Origin of the sequence: Actinophytocola sp., from assembly GCF_035712165.1 — a bacterium.
Taxonomy (GTDB): Bacteria; Actinomycetota; Actinomycetes; order Mycobacteriales; family Pseudonocardiaceae; genus DASYTH01.
In genome coordinates this window covers 23748-41863 of record NZ_DASTBH010000215.1, presented here as the reverse complement: position 1 = coordinate 41863, position 18116 = coordinate 23748, and the positions used below count along the sequence as shown (strand labels likewise).

Genomic DNA, 18116 nt, shown 5'->3' with positions numbered 1-18116 from the left:
CGCGCATGAACTCGTCGGTGACGCGCACCGAGTTGTTGGCGTTCTGGTACTGCACCGAGGTGATGTCGTTGCCGCCGAGATCCATGTCGAACCCGGCGTCGCGCAGCGCGCGGATCTTGTGCTCCTCGCGCGCCTTGGTCTCGATGAACTGCTCGATGTCGGGGTGATCGACGTCCAGCACGACCATCTTGGCCGCCCGCCGGGTGGCCCCGCCGGACTTGATCGTCCCCGCGCTCGCGTCCGCCCCGCGCATGAACGACACCGGCCCGGAAGCCGTGCCACCGGAGGAAAGCAGCTCCTTGGAGGACCGGATCCGGGACAGGTTCAGCCCCGCGCCCGAACCGCCCTTGAAGATCAGCCCTTCCTCGCGGTACCAGTTCAGGATCGAGTCCATCGTGTCGTCGACGGCGAGGATGAAACACGCGCTGACCTGCTGCGGAGAGTTGGTGCCGACGTTGAACCAGACCGGCGAGTTGAAGCTGAACACCTGGTGCAGCAGCATCCAGGTCAGCTCGTGCTCGAAGATCTCGGCCTCGGCGGGCGAGCCGAAGTAGCCGTGCTCGGTGCCCGCGGCGACGTAGGCCCGCACCACGCGGTCGATCAACTGTTTGAGCGAGTACTCGCGCACCGGGGTGCCCACGGCGCCGCGGAAGTACTTGCTGGTGACGATGTTGGTGGCGTTGACCGACCAGAAGTCGGGGAACTCCACGCCACGCTGCTCGAAGTTGACGGTGCCGTCGCGCCAGTTGGTCATCACCACGTCGCGGTGTTCCCAGGTGACCTCGTCGTATGGGTGCACGCCCTCGGTCGTGTACACCCGCCGCACGTTCAGGCGCGACCCGTTCACCTTCGCGCGGCGCCCCGCCGCCGGTGTCCCGACGGTTTCCGTCATCGATCTCTCCCCGTATTTCGAATGTTCCTGGTTGGGGTGTCGCCACCCCGTGGTCAGTTCTCCGTGGCCCGCAGGTCCGCGATCTCCTTCTCGAAGTCCTCGATCGAGCTGAAGGAGCGGTAGACGCTGGCGAACCTGAGGTACGCGACCTCGTCCAACTCCCGGAGCGGTCCCAGGATCGCCAGGCCCACCTCGTGGCTGGGAACCTCCGCGCACCCGGTCGACCGGATCGAGTCCTCGACCCGCTGGGCAAGCTGCTGCAGTGCGTCCTCGTCGACCGGCCGGCCCTGGCAGGCCCGGCGTACCCCGGTGACGACTTTTTCGCGGCTGAACGGCTCGGTCACCCCGGACCGCTTGACCACGGCGAGCACGGCCTCCTCGACCGTGGTGAAGCGCCGGCTGCACTTCGAGCACGACCGCCGCCGCCGGATCACCTGACCCTCGTCGACCTCGCGCGAGTCGACCACCCGGGAGTCAGGGTGACGGCAGAACGGACACCTCATCGCAGACCCCCTCTGGTGATCATTTTGTGGATGAGCGGTGGACAACCCGCCCCAACCTGTGGACTAACTACAGCGATGTAACTACTACATCTAGGGGTGCACGCTATGCCGAGACGCCACATGATGCAAGCCGACACGACGACCGCGCCCATCAAGGATGCCAGCCTCGTGCCCGCCCCTCGGGCCCGCGAGAGGACAACCGCACATCCCAAGAACCGACTCGCCAGGGACCTCGCCCCGGCACCAGACCGGTAACCCGCCGCACCCCAGCCAACTCGCCGAGCCCGAACGCGGCCCCCAGCCCGGGACTCGCGGTGCTGAAACCGGCAACTCGCCGGACCCGAGCGGGCGACTCGCCGGGCCGGGAAACTCCCCCGCACTCGGAGCGGCAACTCGCCAGACCCCCAACCGGGAACTCGCCGGGCTGGAAGTGGCGACTCGCCGGGCTGCAAGTGGCGACTCACCGGACTGGAAGTGGCGACTCGCCGGACCCCACTGGACCTCGCCAGGCTGGAAAGGGAACTCGCCAGGCTGAAGTGGCGACTCGCCGGACTGGAACGGGAACTCGCCGGGCCAGGGACTCACCCGCTCTCGCAGCGGCAACTCGCCGGACCCCCAACCGGGAACTCGCCAGGCGGGAAGTGGCGACTCGCCGGACTGGAACGAGGAACTCGCTAGGCCCGGGACTCACCCGAACCCCAGCGGCAACTCGCCGGACCCAACCGGAACTCGCCAGGTTGGAACGGGCGACTCGCCGGACTGGAAGGGGAACTCGCCGGGCCTGGGACTCACCCGAACTCGGAGCGGCAACTCGCCGGACCCCCAACCGGGAACTCGCCGGGCTGGAAGTGGCGACTCGCCGGGCTGGAAGGGGGGACTCGCCGGGCTGGAAGGGGGGACTCGCCGGGCCGGGTACTCGGCCGGGCTCGGAGCGCAACTCGCCGGCCTCCCACCGGAACTCGCCGACCCCCAACGGAGTTCGCCGGCCCCCACTGGAACTCGCGGGCTGGGAGGGGCGGGGCGTGGGGGTTCGGGCGGGTGGGTGGGGTTAGTGGTCGGTGGGGACGCGGAGGGGTTGGCCGGGGTGGACGGTGGAGTTGGGGAGGGCGTTGAGCTCGCGGATGCGGGCGACGACGGCGGTGGGGTCGGCTGAGGGGGCCATGCGTTCGGCGACGTCGAGGAGGGTCTCGCCGGGTTCGACGCGGACCACGGCGGTGCGCTCGGGGACGGCGGGGGCCGACACGTTGGAGAGGATGCCTAGGGCGAACACGGCCAGGCAGGTGGCCAGGGCCAGCAGGACCACCAGGTACATCGGGACGGGGGCGCGGCGATGGTCGCACGCCACCGGGGCGAGCACCCGCGGGGCCGATGCCGGGCGGGGGCGGGATGGTGGGCGCTCGATCTCCCCCACGCGCCGCGCCGGGGATGTGACCGACCGGTTCGCCGGGACGTCCAGAACAGCCACGACAACCTCCTCGCCTGTCGTCGAACACCTGCTCGAGCATCGAACACTGGTTCGATCGAACCTTCGTGCGAATGTCTATCACGCGGCACCGACAAAATCGAGAATCGCCCGGCGTGTCGTCGAACAGGTGTTTGATCTAGTACCGGCCGAGGGCTAGCGTCAAAACAGCAGACCAGCACCGGGACCGAGGAGAGGAACAGCAGTGCCACGCAAACCTGGCGGAGTGCCCAAGGGCATCCCCAAGCGCAAGCCGCTCAAGGGGAACCTGCGGAGCTTCCCCGACGTCGAGCAGCCCGAGAGTGAGGAACTGCCGATCCGGCAGCGCGAGGTGCTCGAGGTGATCCGCGCCTGGGTCGAACGGTTCGGCTACCCGCCCAGCGTCCGCGAGATCGGCGAGGCGGTCGGCCTCACCTCGACCTCCTCGGTCTCCTACCAGCTGCGCGCCCTGGAACAGAAGGGGTACCTGCGGCGCGACCCCAACCGGCCGCGCGCCATCGGCGTGCTGCCTCCGGACGCCGACCCGGCCACCCTGGTCAGCACCGCGGTCGAGCAGGCCGAGCCGGTCCGCCCGCACCCCACCTACGTGCCGGTGCTCGGCCGGATCGCCGCCGGTGGGCCGATCCTCGCCGAGGAGGCCATCGAGGACGTCTTCCCCCTGCCCAAGGAACTCGTCGGCGACGGCTCGCTGTTCCTGCTCAAGGTGGCCGGCGACTCCATGATCGACGCCGCGATCGCCGACGGCGACTGGGTCGTGGTCCGCCAGCAGCCCACCGCCGACAACGGCGAGATCGTCGCGGCCATGATCGACGGCGAGGCCACCGTGAAGACGTTCAAGCGCCGCGACGGGCACGTCCTCCTGATGCCGCACAACGACGCCTACGAACCGATCCCCGGCGACGACGCCACCATCCTCGGCAAGGTGGTCGCGGTACTGCGGCGCCTCTAACCGCGGCGGCGACGGCGCCGGAGGAACAGCAGCGAGCCGCCGATGATGACGACGGTGAGCCCGATGGCCGGAAGGGTGGGCAGCCCGTCCCCGTCCTGCTCCCCCGCGCCGGCCTCACCATTACCGCCGGCGGCCTGCGGCGCTGGGGTCTCGGTCACCGGAGGCGGCTCCGGCGCGACCAGCGCGGCGGCTCCGGACACGATGCGGACGGGCGTTCCGGCGCCCTCCGACGCCGACACCAGCGACCCGTCCGGCTCGAAGGCGATCGCCTCGCCCTGCTGCTCGTTGGGCAGCGGCACCCGCACCGGCTCGCTCGCCAGGGCGGCCAGCAGATCGCCGTTCGGCACCGCCCACAGATAAGCCTCGGTATAGGTGCGCACCGCCACCACCGACCCGTCGGCCATCGAGGCCGCACCGGTCACCAGCACCGAGCCGACCAGGCCGGTGACCGGCCCGCCCGGGGTGTTCGTGCTGGTCAGGCGGAGCTGGCCGACGTGTTGCAGCGCGGTCGGACCCGGGCTGGCGAGTTCGGCGGTAGGCCGGTAGATGTCGGCGGTGCCCAGCGGGTTCTTGGTGATCAGGTACGGCACGTTGGCCCGGTCGACCAACAGCGCCTCGGTGTCGTGCGGCCCGTCCGGGTAGGTCAACCGGTACAGCTTCGACTTGCCGGCCGGGGTCAGCGCGATCAGCGCGACCGTGTCCCGCTTCTTGTCGTTGTCGCCGGTGTCGGCCAGCCAGAAGGTGCCGTCCGGCGTCCTGGCCAGGTCCTCCACGTCGTAGGGGTCGGTCGGCCCGGTGATCGTCTTCTCGACGGCGCAGTCCCGCCGCAGCACGTACACGACGGACTTGGTGCCGCCGTCGTTGATCGCGTACCAGCGCTCCCCGTCGGCCACCAGTCCGGACACCTCGGTCAGTCGCTGGTCGGCCAGCGAGCACACCACGACCGGCTCCTGCTGGTCGACGGCCGCCGCCGGGACGGCGCCGACCAGCAGGCCCGCCGTCAGCAGGACACCCAGGACCGCGCGCACGGCACCCACGGTAGCCGCCGAACGCGGCTACCTCAGGCCGACGTGCCGTTGACCCCGTAGTCCACCAGCACACCGGCCAGGTCCGGCTTGACCCGGGCCCGCAGCGCCGTGCCCTCGGCGGTGTGCCGCTCGGTGAGCACCTCGCCCTCCCGGTGCACGCGGGCGACCAGCTCGCCGCGGGCATACGGCACCAGCACGTCGACCTCGCGGTCCGGCCGGGGCAGCAGCTCGGCGATCCGCTCGCGCAGGTCCTCGATGCCCGCCCCGGTCCGGGCCGAGACGAACACCGCGCCGGGCAGCAGGTGCCGCAGCCGGGCCAGCGACACGTCGTTGGCCGCGTCGACCTTGTTGACCACCATCAGCTCCGGCGGCATGGCCACGTCGCGGCGCTTCTGGATGTCGCCGAGCACCTCGCGCACGGCGCCGACCTGCCACTCGGGCATCGGGTCGGACCCGTCCACGACGTGCACGATCAGGTCGGCGTCGGCCACCTCGTCCAGCGTCGACCGGAACGCCTCGACCAGCTGGTGCGGCAGGTGCCGGACGAACCCGACCGTGTCGGTGAGCGTGTACGTGCGTCCGTCGGCGGTGGTGGACCGTCGGGTGGTGGCGTCCAGGGTGGCGAACAGCGCGTCCTCGACCAGCACTCCGGCGCCGGTCAGCGCGTTGAGGAGGCTGGACTTCCCGGCGTTGGTGTAGCCGGCGATCGCCACGCTGGGCACCGCGTTGGCCACCCGGCGGCCGCGCTTGGTCTCCCGGACCACCGCCATGGCGGTGATCTCCTTGCGCAGCTTGGAGATCCGCGCCCGGATCCGGCGCCGGTCGGTCTCGATCTTGGTCTCACCCGGACCGCGCAGACCCACGCCGCCGTTGGCGCCGCCGGCCCGGCCACCGGCCTGCCGGGACAGCGCCTCACCCCAACCACGCAGCCGGGGCAGCAGATACTGCAGCTGGGCCAGCTCGACCTGGGCCTTGCCCTCCTTGGACCGGGCGTGCTGGGCGAAGATGTCCAGGATCAGCGCGGTCCGGTCGATCACCTTGACCTTGAGCCGGGACTCCAGCTGGCGCAGCTGGCTCGGTGAGAGCTCGCCGTCGCAGATCACGGTGTCGGCGCCGGTCGCGGTGACCACGCCGGCCAGCTCGTCGACCTTGCCCCGGCCGATGTAGGTGGCCGGGTCCGGCCGGTCCCGGCGTTGGATGAGGCCCTCGAGCACCTCGGAACCTGCGGTCTCGGCCAGCCGGGCCAGCTCGCTGAGCGAGGCCTCGGACTGCACCGCGCTGCCCTCGGTCCAGACGCCGACCAGCACGACCTGTTCCAGACGCAGCTGCCGGTACTCGACCTCGGTGATGTCGGCGAGCTCGGTCGACAGCCCGGCCACCCGCCGCAGCGCCGCCCGGTCGGAGAGCTCGAGTTCGCCGAGGGAGAGGTCGCGGGAATCGTCGTCGTCGGCCCGCCGGTAAAGATCCTCCGTCACCTCGTGAACCCGTCCCTTCCTGGTCGCCGTGAATTCCGACAAATCCATAGTCGCACGATTCCAGCGATGCCATCGACCGAGTTATTCCACGGTCTGTCGGACCGGGCGGCTACGGTTTGCCGCGTGGTGGTCGTGCACGCGATCTGGTCGGCGGGCAACCGGCTGGCGCTGTGGTCGGAGAACGCCGGGCCCGCCGAGGCGCTGATGGAGCTGCTGGCCGCCTCGGCCGTCAACGGCCTGGCGCACAAGGCGACCCTGTCCGAGCTGGAGCTGCTGCTGCCGGAGGACGGTCGGCTGGAGCCGGTGGCTGTTCCGGTGGTGTCGTTCGACGTCGACGCGGCGCTGGGCGTGCTCGACGCGGTGCGCGGCAAACTGTCGCTGGAGTGCGAGGGCGATACGGCGGTCGTCCATCTGCCATTGGGCGACTCGGTCCGATTCCTGGCCGAGCTCGCCGCGGTCGCGGCCGATTTCGTGCGGCGCAGGCGGGTGCTGCCGGCGCTGGCCGAGGAGCCCGGCGGGCTGGCCGCCCGGTGGATCCCGGCGCCGGCGGCCACCGACCGGGACCGGCTGCGCGCGCTTGCCAAGGCCGCTCCCCCGGTCCTGCGTGCCGAGGGCGGCCGCGACGCCCTCGCGGAGGCGCTGACCGCACTCACCGACGGCGTGGTCCGCGGCGTGCTCGGCCCGATCACCCTCGGCCGGGACGGTCCGGCCGACGCCTGGCTGGCCGCGCTGACCGGGCCGGACGCCGTCGTGGCCGCACCCGGGCCGGCACTGGCCGAGCTGCGCGAGGCGCTGGAGGTCTGGCACGGTTCGGCGGCGGAGGCTTCCGAGGAGGTGCGGGTCTGCTTCCGGCTCGGGGAACCGGACGGGGACACGGACGCCTGGCGGCTGGAGTTCCTGGTCCAGGACGTGGCCGAGCCCAGCCTGGTGGTCGGCGCGGCCGAGATCTGGCGCTCCGCCACCGCGATGACGCTGTTCGACCGGCACGTCGAGCGGCCCAGGGAGGCGCTGCTCGCCGAGCTGGGCCGGGCCAGCCGTCTGTGGCCGGAACTGGACGACGCGCTGCGCTGCGCCCAACCGGTCGACCTGGTCCTGGACACCGTGGCCGCGCACCGGTTCCTGCGGTCCGGGGCGCCGCTGCTCGCCCAGGCCGGCTTCGGTGTGCTGCTGCCGGCGAGCTGGCAGCCCGGCGGGGTCGGCCTGCGGCTGTCCGGGTCCAGCCCGGGCACGCCGGGTGTGGTGCAGACCCGCAGCGCGGTGGGGTTCGACGCGCTGGTCGACTACCGGTGGGAGGTCGCGCTCGGCGAGCACGTGCTGACCGGTGCGGAACTGGAGGAGCTGGCCCGGGCCAAGGCCCCGCTGGTGCGGCTGCGCGGCCAGTGGGTCGAGGTGGATCACCTCCGGCTGCGCAAGGCGCTCGCATTCGTGACCCGGCGGGCCGGCGAGACGCTGTCCGTCGCCGACCTGCTGCGGATCTCCGCCGGGGTCCAGCAACCTCCGGTCGACCTGCCGGTCGTCGGGGTCGACACGACCGGCTGGGTCGGCGACCTGCTCTCCGGGCAGCTCGACCGCCGGCTGGAGCCGCTGGCCGAACCCGCCGGGCTGACCGCGACCCTGCGGCCCTACCAGCGCCGGGGGTTGTCCTGGCTGGCCTTCCTGGACGGCCTGTGCCTGGGCGGGGTGCTCGCCGACGACATGGGACTGGGCAAGACCGTGCAGACCCTCGCCCTGCTGCTGCACGACCGGTCCGGTCCGACCCTGCTGGTCTGCCCGATGTCCGTGGTCGGCAACTGGCAGCGGGAAGCGGCCCGGTTCGCCCCCGGGCTGTCCGTGCGGGTGCACCACGGCGCCGAGCGGTCCCGCGACCGGCAACCGCTGGACGACGCCGACCTGGTGATCACGACCTACGCGGTGGCCACCCGGGACGCCGGTCTGCTGAGCCGGATCAACTGGCGGCGGGTGGTGCTGGACGAGGCGCAGAACATCAAGAACTCGGCCACCCGGCAGAGCATCGCGGTGCGCGGTCTGCCGGCGCGGCAACGGATCGCGCTGACCGGAACACCCGTGGAGAACCGGCTGGCCGAGCTGTGGTCCATTGTGGACTTCGTCAACCCCGGCCTGCTCGGCCCGCTCTCGGCGTTCCGGGAGCGGTTCGCCGTCCCGATCGAGCGGCACGGCGACGAGGAGGCGGCGCGCCGGCTGCGGACGATCACCCAGCCGTTCCTGCTGCGCCGGGTGAAGACCGACCCCGCGATCATCGGCGACCTGCCCGACAAGATCGAGATGAAGGTCCTGTGCAACCTCACCGCCGAGCAGGCCTCGCTGTACCAGGCCGTGGTGGACGACATGCTGACCAAGATCGAGAACAGCGAGGGGATCGAGCGCCGGGGCCTGGTGCTGGCCACCATGACCAAGCTCAAGCAGGTCTGCAACCACCCGGCGCACCTGCTCAAGGACGGCACCCGGGTGTCCGGCCGGTCCGGCAAGCTGGCCCGGCTCGAGGAGATCCTGGAGGAGGTGCTGGCCGAGGGCGACAAGGCGCTGTGCTTCACCCAGTTCGCCGAGTTCGGCGGGATGCTGGAGCGGCATCTGACCAACCGGTTCGGCCGGGAGGTGCTCTACCTGCACGGCGGCACGCCCAAACGCCGGCGGGACGCGATGGTCGCCGCGTTCGAGGCCCCCGACGGCCCGCCGATCTTCCTGCTGTCCCTCAAGGCCGGCGGCACCGGCCTGAACCTGACCGCGGCCAACCATGTGATCCACGTCGACCGGTGGTGGAACCCGGCGGTCGAGGACCAGGCCACCGACCGGGCGTTCCGGATCGGCCAGCGCAAGAACGTGCAGGTGCGCAAGTTCGTCTCGGTCGGCACGCTCGAGGAGCGGATCGACGAGATGATCGAACAGAAGAAGGCGCTGTCCCGGATGACCGTCGGCGCCGGCGAGAACTGGCTCACCGAACTGTCCGTGGACGAACTGCGCGAGGTCATCGCCCTGTCCCCCGACGCGATCTCGGAGTAGCCATGCCGTTCTGGGACGACCCCGACTACCCGCGCGGTGGCCCGATCCGGGTGGACAACGGCATCCGGGCGCGCAGCCGGCGCGGGGACATCGGCAGCACCTGGTGGTCCAGGCGGTTCCTGGACGTGCTGGAGACGCTGGACCTGGGCGGGCGGCTGACCAAGGCGCGGGCCTACGCGCGGTCCGGTCAGGTGGTCTCGCTGGAGGTGAGCGCCGGCGCGGTGGCCGCCGTGGTGCAGGGCTCGCGGCCGCGGCCGTACCGGGTGCGGATCGAACTGCCGGTGATCGGGGCGCTGCAGTGGACGCGGATCGAGCAGGCCCTGGCCGGTCAGGTGATCTTCAGCGCGAAGCTGCTCGCCGGCGAGCTGCCGGAGGACCTGGAGTCGGTGCTGGCCGGACTGCGGATCGCGCTGTTCCCGGCCAGCGCCGGGGAACTGTCCATGCGGTGCACCTGTCCGGACGACTCGGTGGCGTGCAAGCACATCGCGGCGGCGCTGTACCTGCTGGCCGAGGCCTTCGACCGGGATCCGTTCCTGGTGCTGGCCTGGCGCGGGCGGGACCGCACCACGCTGCTGTCCAACCTGCGCCTGATGTCCACTGTGGACGAGCCCCGGCCGCGCCGGTCACCGCTGGACGAACTGCGTGCCCCGCAACGGGACCTGGCCGACTGCCTGGACGGTTACTTCGACTGCCAGGGCCGGGTAAGCCGGCTGGAGCGGGAGCCGGCGGAAATCGTCGTGCCGGACGCCGTGCTGCGCGAACGTGACCCGTTACCCGTGGAAGTACGCGGCACGCCGGTGGTGCGGCTACTCCACCCCGCCTACCTGGCCATGGCCGGCGAGACCGTGCCACCAGACTGAGTCCAACTCCCCCCGGGCCACGAACACGGCGGGGCCGGTGAGCGTGCCCCGACCGCCGTCGATGCCGACCCGGACCCGGCCGCCCGGAACGTCGACCGTGACCCGGCCATCCGGCGCGCCGGCCAGGCGCAGCACGGCGGCGGCCACGGCGACCGTGCCGGTGCCACACGACCGGGTCTCCCCGACTCCCCGTTCGTGCACCCGCATCCGCACGTGGTCCGGAGCGGCCGGGACGGCGAACTCGACGTTGACCCCGTTCGGGAACAGCGTCGCGTCGAATCCGGGTTGGACGGTCAGGTCCAGGGCGTCGAGCCCATGGTCCAGTACGCACACCAGGTGCGGGTTGCCGACATCGACCGCGACACCGGAATGCTCGGCGCCGCCGACCGACGCCACCGACCGGCCGTACACCCGGACCGGTCCCATGTGGACGGTCACGTCCCCGTCCGGGCGCACCTCGACCGGGCGGGCGCCGGCCCGGCTGCCGACCGTGAACTCGCTCGCCCGCTCCAGGCCGGACTCGACCAGGTAGCGGGCGAACAACCGCACCCCGTTGCCGCACATCTCGGCGATCGACCCGTCGGCGTTGCGGTAGTCCATGAACCAGGTGTCGTCATCCACATCGGACGGCGCATCCTGGACCGCTTTGGCGCGCACCACCCGCAGCACCCCGTCCGCGCCGAGGCCGCGGCGCCGGTCGCACAGCGCCCGAACCCGCTCCGCGGTCAGGTCCAGGCTCGCGTCGAGGTCGGGAAGCACGACGAAGTCGTTCTCCGTGCCGTGCCCCTTCAGAAACGGGATGCCCACCCCGTCAGACTAGTTGCAGGGCCGCATCGACCAGGTCCGGCCGGGTCCCGTCGAGCCAGGTGATCCGCTGGTCCCGGCGGAACCAGGAGCGTTGCCGGCGGACGAACCGGCGGGTGGCCCGGGCGGTGTGCTCGGCGGCGGCGGCCAGGTCGTACTCCCCGTCGAGGGCGGCCAGCACCTGCTGATAGCCCAGCGCCCGGGAGGCGGTGCGGCCCTCCCGCAGGCCCCGCCCCGCCAACTCGCGCACCTCGTCGACCAGGCCGGCGGCGAACATCCGGGTCACCCGCGCGTCGACCCGGGCGTCCAGGTGCGTGGAGTCCACATCTATCCCTATCAACACTGTGTCGTACCGGGCCGGACCCGGCCGGGGCAGGGACGCCGAGAACGGCCGGCCGGTCAGCTCGATCACCTCCAGCGCCCGCACGATCCGGCGGCCGTTGCTGGGCAGGATGGCCCGCGCCGCGTCCGGATCGCTGCGCGCCAGCCGCTCGTGCAGCACCGCCGCCCCCACCGCGGCCAACTCCTGCTCCAGCCGGGCGCGCAGCCCGGGATCCGTGCCCGGGAAGTCCAGCTCGTCCAGCACCGCCTGCAGGTACAGCCCGGAACCGCCGACCAGGATCGGCACCCGGCCGCCGGCAAGCAGACCCTCCACCACCGCCCGGGCGTCGCGCTGGTAGGCCGCGACCGTCGCGGTGTCCCGCACGTCGAGCACGTCCAGCAGGTGATGCGGCACGCCCCGGCGCTGCGCCTCGGTCACCTTGGCGGTTCCGATGTCCATGCCCCGGTAGAGCTGCATGGCATCGGCGTTGACCACCTCGCCGGCCAGCCGCAGCGCCAGTTCGATGGCGAGCTCGGACTTGCCGGTGGCGGTCGGGCCGACGATCGCGACCGGCCTCACCGGGGATCCCAGACCGCGAAGTGGTACGCCACACCGAACGGGATGAGCAGCCGGCTGTGCACGCACTCCCAGGGCCGGCCGTCCTTGGCCACCACACCGGACAGTATGTGCCAGGCCGCCCGGCCCACCACGCCGAGCGCGGCGGCCAGCCCGGCGTCCAGGCCGAGCAGGGCATCCGGGTCGGCGGCGGCCAGCGCCCGGCGCACCTGCTCGTCGAACCCGGCCGCGCGCTCGTCCGGGCGGCCGACCGCGCGCTCGCCGTGCCGGTGCGACCCGTCGCCGATGACCAGCAGCCCGACCGGCTCGTCGCCGGCCAGTTCGGCGCCCAACCGCTCGCCGAAGGCCCGGCAGTCGGGCGCCGCGAGCCCGGGCGGCACCATCCACACGCGAACCTCGTCGGCGCCGGCCTCCGCGCGCAGCCATCCGGCGATCAGCGCCGGCAGCGGCAGTGCCGGATCGGGCGGCAGGTCGGCTCCCGCGGCCAGCCGCACCCGCACGTCGACGCCGTAGCCCCGGAACGTGCCGGCCGCCCGCGGACCGACCACAGTGGGCGCATCGAGATCCGCCGACGCCCGCGAGTCCACCGCGACCGCGACCCAGCGCCGGGCCGCCTCGGCCAGCCTGGCGCCCACCGCGAGACACTCGGCGCGCACACGCTGCGCGTCCGGATCCTCGCCGGCGACGAGTTCAGGCACCAGCAGCGGCGGCTGCGGCACGACGGCGACTCTGGCGATCATGACCGTCGAATGTACCGAGTGGCCGATTGTGAGCAGTCAACTACGTGAACGCTACGAGCTCGGCGGGTGACAGGGCGCGACGATCGGGCGTCATTGCGGCCCTTGGAGTACCAAGCGGCGTCTCAACCTGTTTGAATGCGCGCGGGGGATCAGAATTTTTCTGAGCAGCCGCGGTTGTGGGCCTCACGAGAGTGGGGCGCTCGCGAATATGCGGGCAACGGGCGGGAGGAGCGGGGTCATGACGGACAGCGACCCGGGCCGCGAGGTCGGCTCGAACGCAGCCATCACGGCGGAAGCCACCGAGAGCAACGCGATTACCGAGAACTCGAACGGGGCCGCGCCGAGCGAGCATCCGAGTGAACCGGCGCCGGTGCCGAGCCCGGTCGCCGTCGCGGCGCCGAGCGAGCCCGCCGCGCACGCCGAGCCCGCCGCCGGCGAGGCCGAACTGCGGCCGCCGCCTCCGGTGGCCGAGGCGTCCGCGCACCCGGACCGGTGGGGCCGGGTCGACCCGGACGGCACCGTCTTCGTGCGCACCGCGGACGGCGAGCGCGCGGTCGGGTCCTGGCAGGCCGGCACCCCGGCCGAGGGGCTCGCGCACTACGCCCGCCGCTTCGACGACATCCGCACCGAGGTCGAGCTGCTCGAGGCCCGGCTGGCCTCCGGCTCCGGCGACCCCAAGCACACCGTGAGCAGCGCCAAGCACATCAAGGAAAGCCTGGTCGAAGCCGCGGTCGTCGGCGACCTGGCGGCGTTGGACGCCCGGGTGGACTACGTGCTGGCCAAGGCCGGGCAGGCACTGGAGGTCGCCAAGCACGCCCGGGACGAGGCCAGGGCCCGGTCCGTGGCCCGCAAGCAGGAACTGGTCGAGGAAGCGGAGCGGATCGGCGAGGAGTCGACCCAGTGGAAGAGCGCCGGTGACCGGCTGCGGGCCATCCTCGACGAGTGGAAGACGATCAAGGGCGTCGACCGGAAGACCGACGACGTGCTGTGGAAGCGGTTCTCCAAGGCGCGCGACACGTTCAACCGGCGGCGCGGCTCGCACTTCGCCGACCTGGACCGGCAGCGCGCCACGGCCAAGGAACGCAAGCAGGCGCTGGTCGAGGAGGCCGAGGCGCTGTCCGACTCGGACGACTGGGGCCCGACGGCCAGCCGGTACAAGGACCTGATGAACGAGTGGAAGGCGGCCGGGCGCGCGCCCAAGGACGCCGACGACGCGCTGTGGCAGCAGTTCCGCGCCGCGCAGGACAAGTTCTTCAGCCGGCGGTCGGCGGTGTTCAACGAGCGGGACGCCGAGTTGACCGACAACGCCCGGCGCAAGGAGGAACTGCTCGCCGAGGCCGAGAAGATCAACCCGGCCGGTGACCTGGACGCGGCCCGGGCCCACCTGCACCGGATCCAGGAGCGCTGGGAACAGGTCGGCAAGGTCCCGCGCGAGCGCATCCGGGAGTTGGAGGGCAAGCTGCGCGCGGTCGAGGAGAAGGTCCGCGCCGCCGCCGACGCCCAGTGGCGCCGCACCGACCCGGAGGCCCAGGCCCGCGCGGCCCAGTTCCGCGAGCGGGTCGAGCAGTTCGAGGCCCAGGCCGCCAAGGCTCGCGCCGCCGGCGACAAGCGGCGCGCCGAACAGGCCGAAGCCCAGGCCGCGCAATGGCGCGAATGGCTCGCCGCCGCCGAAAACGCCGTAGCCAGCCGCTGATTTACTGACCCGCCCCGCCGGACGTTACGAGCGGGACCAGGCGGTGCGGAACCAGAGTGCGGCGATGACGACCGTGGCGATCACGGCGATCACCAGGCCGGGGCCGGGGCCGGAGCCGCCGCCGGACTGGCGGGACCAGATGGCCAGGATGCCGGTGACGGTGGCCAACCAGCCGCCGAGGGCGCACACCCAGGTCAGCCGCCAGCGGCGGGTCATCAGGGCGAGCATGGACGCGAGGATGCCGAAGGCGATCGAGGTGATCGCGAAGACGCGCGGGACCGTGCTGGCCTTACCGGTGGCGTCGTGCTGGCCGAGCAGCACGTCCAGGCCGTTCGCGCCGTCCATCCACGGCAGGATCTCGCCGATCATCAGCACGAACACGGCCACGGCGATCACCAGGCCGCGCACGCCGAGGTCCACGGTGCGTACGGTGGTCCGCTCGACCTCGTCGATCTCCTCGCGCAGGCCGGCCAGTTCGGGCGGTTCGCCGCCGGTCATGGCGCCCCGAACGCCGGCATCCCCAGGCCGACCCCGGAGGTCTTCGGCCGGATGCCCGCCTCGAAGTTGTCCCCCGCCCGGGTACGCCGGTGCCCGACCAGCGGACCGTCGGCGACCAGGTGGTGCGGGGCGCCGTAGGTGATCGTCGCGGACACCACGTCGCCCGGCCGCACCCCCGGCGACGGCACGAAGTGCACCAGCCGGCCGTCCCGGGCCCGTCCGCTCATCCGCTGGGTGGCGGCGTCCTTGCGGCCCTCCCCGGTGGACACCAGCACCTCGACGGTCCGTCCGACCAGCGAGCGGTTGAGCTCCCAGGCGACCTCGTCCTGCACCGCCACCAGCCGGTCGAACCGCTCCTGCACGACGGCCTTGGGCACCTGGTCGGCCAGCGACGCGGCCGGCGTGCCGGGCCGCTTGGAGTACTGGAAGGTGAACGCGCTTGCGAACCGGGCGGCCCGCACCACCTCCAGGGTCGCCGCGAAGTCCTCCTCGGTCTCCCCGGGAAAGCCCACGATGATGTCGGTGGTGATCGCCGCGTCCGGCATCGCGGCCCGGACCTTGTCCAGGATGCCCAGGTACCGCTGCGAGCGGTACGAGCGCCGCATGGCCGCCAGCATCCGGTCCGACCCGGACTGCAGCGGCATGTGCAGTTGATGGCACACGTTGGGGGTCTCGGCCATCGCCGCGATGACGTCGTCGGTGAAGTCCTTCGGGTGCGGCGAGGTGAACCGGACGCGCTCCAGCCCGTCGATCGCCCCGCAGGCGCGCAGCAGCTTGCCGAACGCGAACCGGTCGCCGAACTCCACGCCGTAGGAGTTCACGTTCTGCCCGAGCAGCGTCACCTCGAGCACGCCGTCGGCGACCAGCGCCTCGACCTCGGCCAGAACCTCACCGGGCCGGCGGTCCTTCTCCCTGCCGCGCAGCGAGGGGACGATGCAGAAGGTGCAGGTGTTGTTGCAACCGACCGAGATGGACACCCAGCCGGAATGCGCGGAGTCCCGCCGGGCCGGCAGCGTCGACGGGAACACCTCGAGCGACTCGAGGATCTCCACCTCGGCGCGCCGGTTGTGCCGGGCCCGGTCCAGCAGCACCGGCAGCGAGCCGATGTTGTGCGTGCCGAACACCACGTCCACCCAGGGCGCCCGGCGCACGATCTCGCCCCGGTCCTTCTGCGCCAGGCAGCCACCGACCGCGATCTGCATGCCGGGGTGTCCGGCCTTGGCGCCGCGCAGGTGACCGAGGTTGCCGTACAGCCGGTTGTCGGCGTTCTCCCGGACCGCGCACGTGTTGAAAACCACCACGTCAGGGGTCTGGTCGGCGGTCGCCGGCACGTAGCCCGCATCTTCCAGCAGCCCGGACAACCGCTCCGAGTCGTGGACGTTCATCTGGCACCCGTAGGTGCGGACCTGATAGGTACGCTCGCTCATCTCAGTCGTCGAGCGTACGCTGCGCGTTCCCGTGACAGAGTTGAGACCTTACGGCTTGAGCAAACGGGGCGAACCAGACATGGGGTTGGGGGTAGGTTCCGCCAATACGACCCCTCGCTAGTCTCGTCAACCACCGACAAACGTGCTCGTGGAGGCCCTGGTGACCGATCCGGCCGACGCACCACCCATGATCAGGATGGTGGAGGTCGACAAGTACTTCGGCTCGCTGCATGTGCTGAAGAACATCAACCTCGAGGTGCCGCAGGGCCAGGTGGTGGTCGTGATCGGCCCGTCGGGTTCGGGCAAGTCGACGCTGTGCCGCGCCATCAACCGGCTGGAGCCGATCAACGCGGGACTCATCGAGGTGGACGGCAGGCCGCTGCCCGCCGAGGGCCGGGCGCTCGCCCGCCTGCGCGCGGACGTCGGCATGGTGTTCCAGTCGTTCAACCTGTTCGCGCACAAGACCATCGTCGAGAACGTGATGCTCGCGCCGGTAAAGGTGCGCCGGGAGTCCCAGTCCGACGCGCGGCGCAACGCGATGCAGTTGCTGGACCGGGTGGGCATCGCCAACCAGGCGCAGAAGTACCCGGCTCAGCTCTCCGGCGGCCAGCAGCAGCGGGCCGCGATCGCCCGGGCACTGGCCATGCGGCCCAAGGTGATGCTGTTCGACGAGCCCACCTCGGCGCTCGACCCCGAGATGATCAAAGAGGTGCTGGACGTCATGGTCAGCCTCGCCGAGGAGGGCATGACCATGCTCGTCGTCACCCACGAGATGGGCTTCGCGCGCAACGCCGCCCAACGGGTGGTGTTCATGTCCGACGGGGAGATCGTCGAGGACACCACCCCGCAGGAGTTCTTCAGCGCGCCGAAGTCCAACCGGGCTAAGGACTTCCTCGGCAAGATCTTGACTCACTGATTGGTTGGAGAAGCGGCTGCCAGAGCAGCCGACGAAAAGAAGGAGCTCACACGATGCGACTCCGGGGCCTGATGGTTGGCGCCGTAACCGCTGCTCTGGTCCTCCCGCTGGCGGCGTGCGGCGGCTCGGACTCCGGCAACAGCGGGAGCAACCCGCCGGTGGCCACCAGCGCGGCGTTCGAGGACGGCACCACGATGAAGAAGCTGGCCGACGCCGGAACGGTGAAGGTCGGCACGAAGTTCGACCAGCCGCTGTTCGGCCTGAAGGGCCTGGACGGCAAGCCGGTCGGCTTCGACGTCGAGATCGCGAAGATCATCGCGGCCAAGCTCGGCATCTCCGCGGACAAGATCGAGTGGACGGAGACCCCGTCCAAGGTCCGCGAGGAGGTCATCGAGCAGGGCAAGGTCGACTTCGTGGTGGCCACGTACACCATCAACGACGCCCGTAAGCAGCGCGTCTCGTTCGCCGGCCCGTACTACGAGGCCGGTCAGGACCTGATGGTGAAGAAGGACAACTCCGCGATCACCGGGCCGGACTCGCTCAAGGCGGCCAACGCCAAGGTGTGCTCGGTGACCGGTTCGACCCCGTCGGAGAACATCAAGAAGTACATCGACCCGGCCAACCTGGTGCTGTTCGACGTGTACTCCAAGTGCGCGGACGCGCTGCGCACCGGCCAGGTCGACGTGGTCACCACCGACAACGTGATCCTGCTGGGCCTGGTCGACGCCAGCAAGGGAGAGTTCAAGCTGGTCGGCAAGCCGTTCACCAAGGAGCCCTACGGCATCGGCATCAAGAAGGCCGACACGAAGTTCTGCGAGTTCATCCACGAGACCCTCGAAGAGGCGGCCGGCAACGGCGGCTACGAGAAGGCCTGGAAGGACACCGCCGGCACCGTCGCGCCCAACACTCCGAAGCTGCCGACCCTGGCCACCTGCGCCTGATCCACTACCTCC

General features: G+C 71.5%; 15 protein-coding genes and 1 pseudogene. 6 read left to right on the top strand and 10 right to left on the bottom strand.

The genetic code is table 11. The features are described from left to right. The 3 genes and pseudogenes from VFO68_RS12265 to VFO68_RS12255 form a co-directional block, all read right to left on the bottom strand. Positions 1-892 (bottom strand): annotated as a pseudogene (locus VFO68_RS12265) (vitamin B12-dependent ribonucleotide reductase); the annotation flags it as partial. Positions 893-945: 53 nt separating this feature from the next. Then, complete coding sequence (gene nrdR / locus VFO68_RS12260) at positions 946-1395, bottom strand: transcriptional regulator NrdR (RefSeq protein WP_325158358.1); 450 nt, start codon at positions 1393-1395, stop codon at positions 946-948. A gap of 1048 nt (positions 1396-2443) precedes the next feature. Further along, a complete protein-coding gene (locus VFO68_RS12255; protein WP_325158357.1) occupies positions 2444-2860 on the bottom strand; it encodes a LysM peptidoglycan-binding domain-containing protein in 417 nt (138 codons plus the stop codon). A 265-nt stretch (positions 2861-3125) separates the two neighbouring features. Between VFO68_RS12255 and lexA the strand changes: the two genes are divergently transcribed. Further along, the gene (gene lexA / locus VFO68_RS12250) at positions 3126-3806 is read left to right on the top strand and encodes a transcriptional repressor LexA (RefSeq protein ID WP_325158362.1); all 681 of its coding nucleotides are present in this window, start codon (positions 3126-3128) and stop codon (positions 3804-3806) included. Here lexA and VFO68_RS12245 read toward each other — a convergent pair. Then, on the bottom strand, positions 3803-4834 hold the full coding sequence (locus VFO68_RS12245; RefSeq protein WP_325158356.1) for an LPXTG cell wall anchor domain-containing protein: 1032 nt from the start codon (positions 4832-4834) through the stop codon (positions 3803-3805). The two genes, lexA and VFO68_RS12245, sit on opposite strands and share 4 nt — an antisense overlap. A gap of 32 nt (positions 4835-4866) precedes the next feature. Then, positions 4867-6309 (bottom strand): GTPase HflX, encoded by a 1443-nt coding sequence (gene hflX / locus VFO68_RS12240; protein WP_325158355.1) that lies wholly within the window; start codon positions 6307-6309, stop codon positions 4867-4869. 123 nt (positions 6310-6432) lie between these two features. Between hflX and VFO68_RS12235 the strand changes: the two genes are divergently transcribed. Together VFO68_RS12235 and VFO68_RS12230 are read left to right on the top strand one after the other, a co-directional pair. Then, a complete protein-coding gene (locus VFO68_RS12235; RefSeq protein WP_325158354.1) occupies positions 6433-9327 on the top strand; it encodes a DEAD/DEAH box helicase in 2895 nt (964 codons plus the stop codon). 2 nt (positions 9328-9329) lie between these two features. Further along, entirely contained in the window at positions 9330-10187 is an 858-nt protein-coding gene (locus tag VFO68_RS12230) for an SWIM zinc finger family protein (RefSeq protein ID WP_325158353.1), read from the top strand. Here VFO68_RS12230 and dapF read toward each other — a convergent pair. The 3 genes from dapF to VFO68_RS12215 are packed head-to-tail and all read right to left on the bottom strand — an operon-like array spanning position 10134 to position 12629. Further along, positions 10134-10994 (bottom strand): diaminopimelate epimerase, encoded by an 861-nt coding sequence (gene dapF, locus VFO68_RS12225; RefSeq protein WP_325158352.1) that lies wholly within the window; start codon positions 10992-10994, stop codon positions 10134-10136. The genes VFO68_RS12230 and dapF overlap by 54 nt on opposite strands. A 4-nt stretch (positions 10995-10998) precedes the next feature. Next, complete coding sequence (miaA, locus tag VFO68_RS12220; RefSeq protein ID WP_325158351.1) at positions 10999-11892, bottom strand: tRNA (adenosine(37)-N6)-dimethylallyltransferase MiaA; 894 nt, start codon at positions 11890-11892, stop codon at positions 10999-11001. Continuing rightward, positions 11889-12629, bottom strand: coding sequence for a hypothetical protein (locus tag VFO68_RS12215; RefSeq protein ID WP_325158350.1), 741 nt, complete (start codon positions 12627-12629; stop codon positions 11889-11891). Before VFO68_RS12215 ends, miaA begins: the two co-directional genes overlap by 4 nt. 238 nt (positions 12630-12867) lie before the next feature. Here VFO68_RS12215 and VFO68_RS12210 point away from each other — a divergent pair, with 238 nt between their 5' ends. Beyond that, positions 12868-14322: a DUF349 domain-containing protein gene (locus VFO68_RS12210; RefSeq protein ID WP_325158349.1), complete on the top strand. Its 1455-nt coding sequence runs from the start codon at positions 12868-12870 to the stop codon at positions 14320-14322. 24 nt (positions 14323-14346) lie between these two features. Here the strand turns inward: VFO68_RS12210 and VFO68_RS12205 are convergent, their stop codons facing one another. Together VFO68_RS12205 and miaB are read right to left on the bottom strand one after the other, a co-directional pair. Continuing rightward, positions 14347-14820: a hypothetical protein gene (locus VFO68_RS12205; protein WP_325158348.1), complete on the bottom strand. Its 474-nt coding sequence runs from the start codon at positions 14818-14820 to the stop codon at positions 14347-14349. Beyond that, positions 14817-16247, bottom strand: coding sequence for a tRNA (N6-isopentenyl adenosine(37)-C2)-methylthiotransferase MiaB (miaB, locus tag VFO68_RS12200; RefSeq protein ID WP_325158347.1), 1431 nt, complete (start codon positions 16245-16247; stop codon positions 14817-14819). Before miaB ends, VFO68_RS12205 begins: the two co-directional genes overlap by 4 nt. Positions 16248-16434: 187 nt before the next feature. Between miaB and VFO68_RS12195 the strand changes: the two genes are divergently transcribed. Together VFO68_RS12195 and VFO68_RS12190 are read left to right on the top strand one after the other, a co-directional pair. Further along, positions 16435-17163 carry an amino acid ABC transporter ATP-binding protein gene (locus tag VFO68_RS12195; protein WP_325158361.1) on the top strand — a complete coding sequence of 243 codons (729 nt, stop codon included), beginning with the start codon at positions 16435-16437 and terminating at the stop codon, positions 17161-17163. A 53-nt stretch (positions 17164-17216) separates the two neighbouring features. After that, a complete protein-coding gene (locus VFO68_RS12190; RefSeq protein ID WP_325158346.1) occupies positions 17217-18104 on the top strand; it encodes a glutamate ABC transporter substrate-binding protein in 888 nt (295 codons plus the stop codon). Positions 18105-18116: the final 12 nt, after the last annotated feature.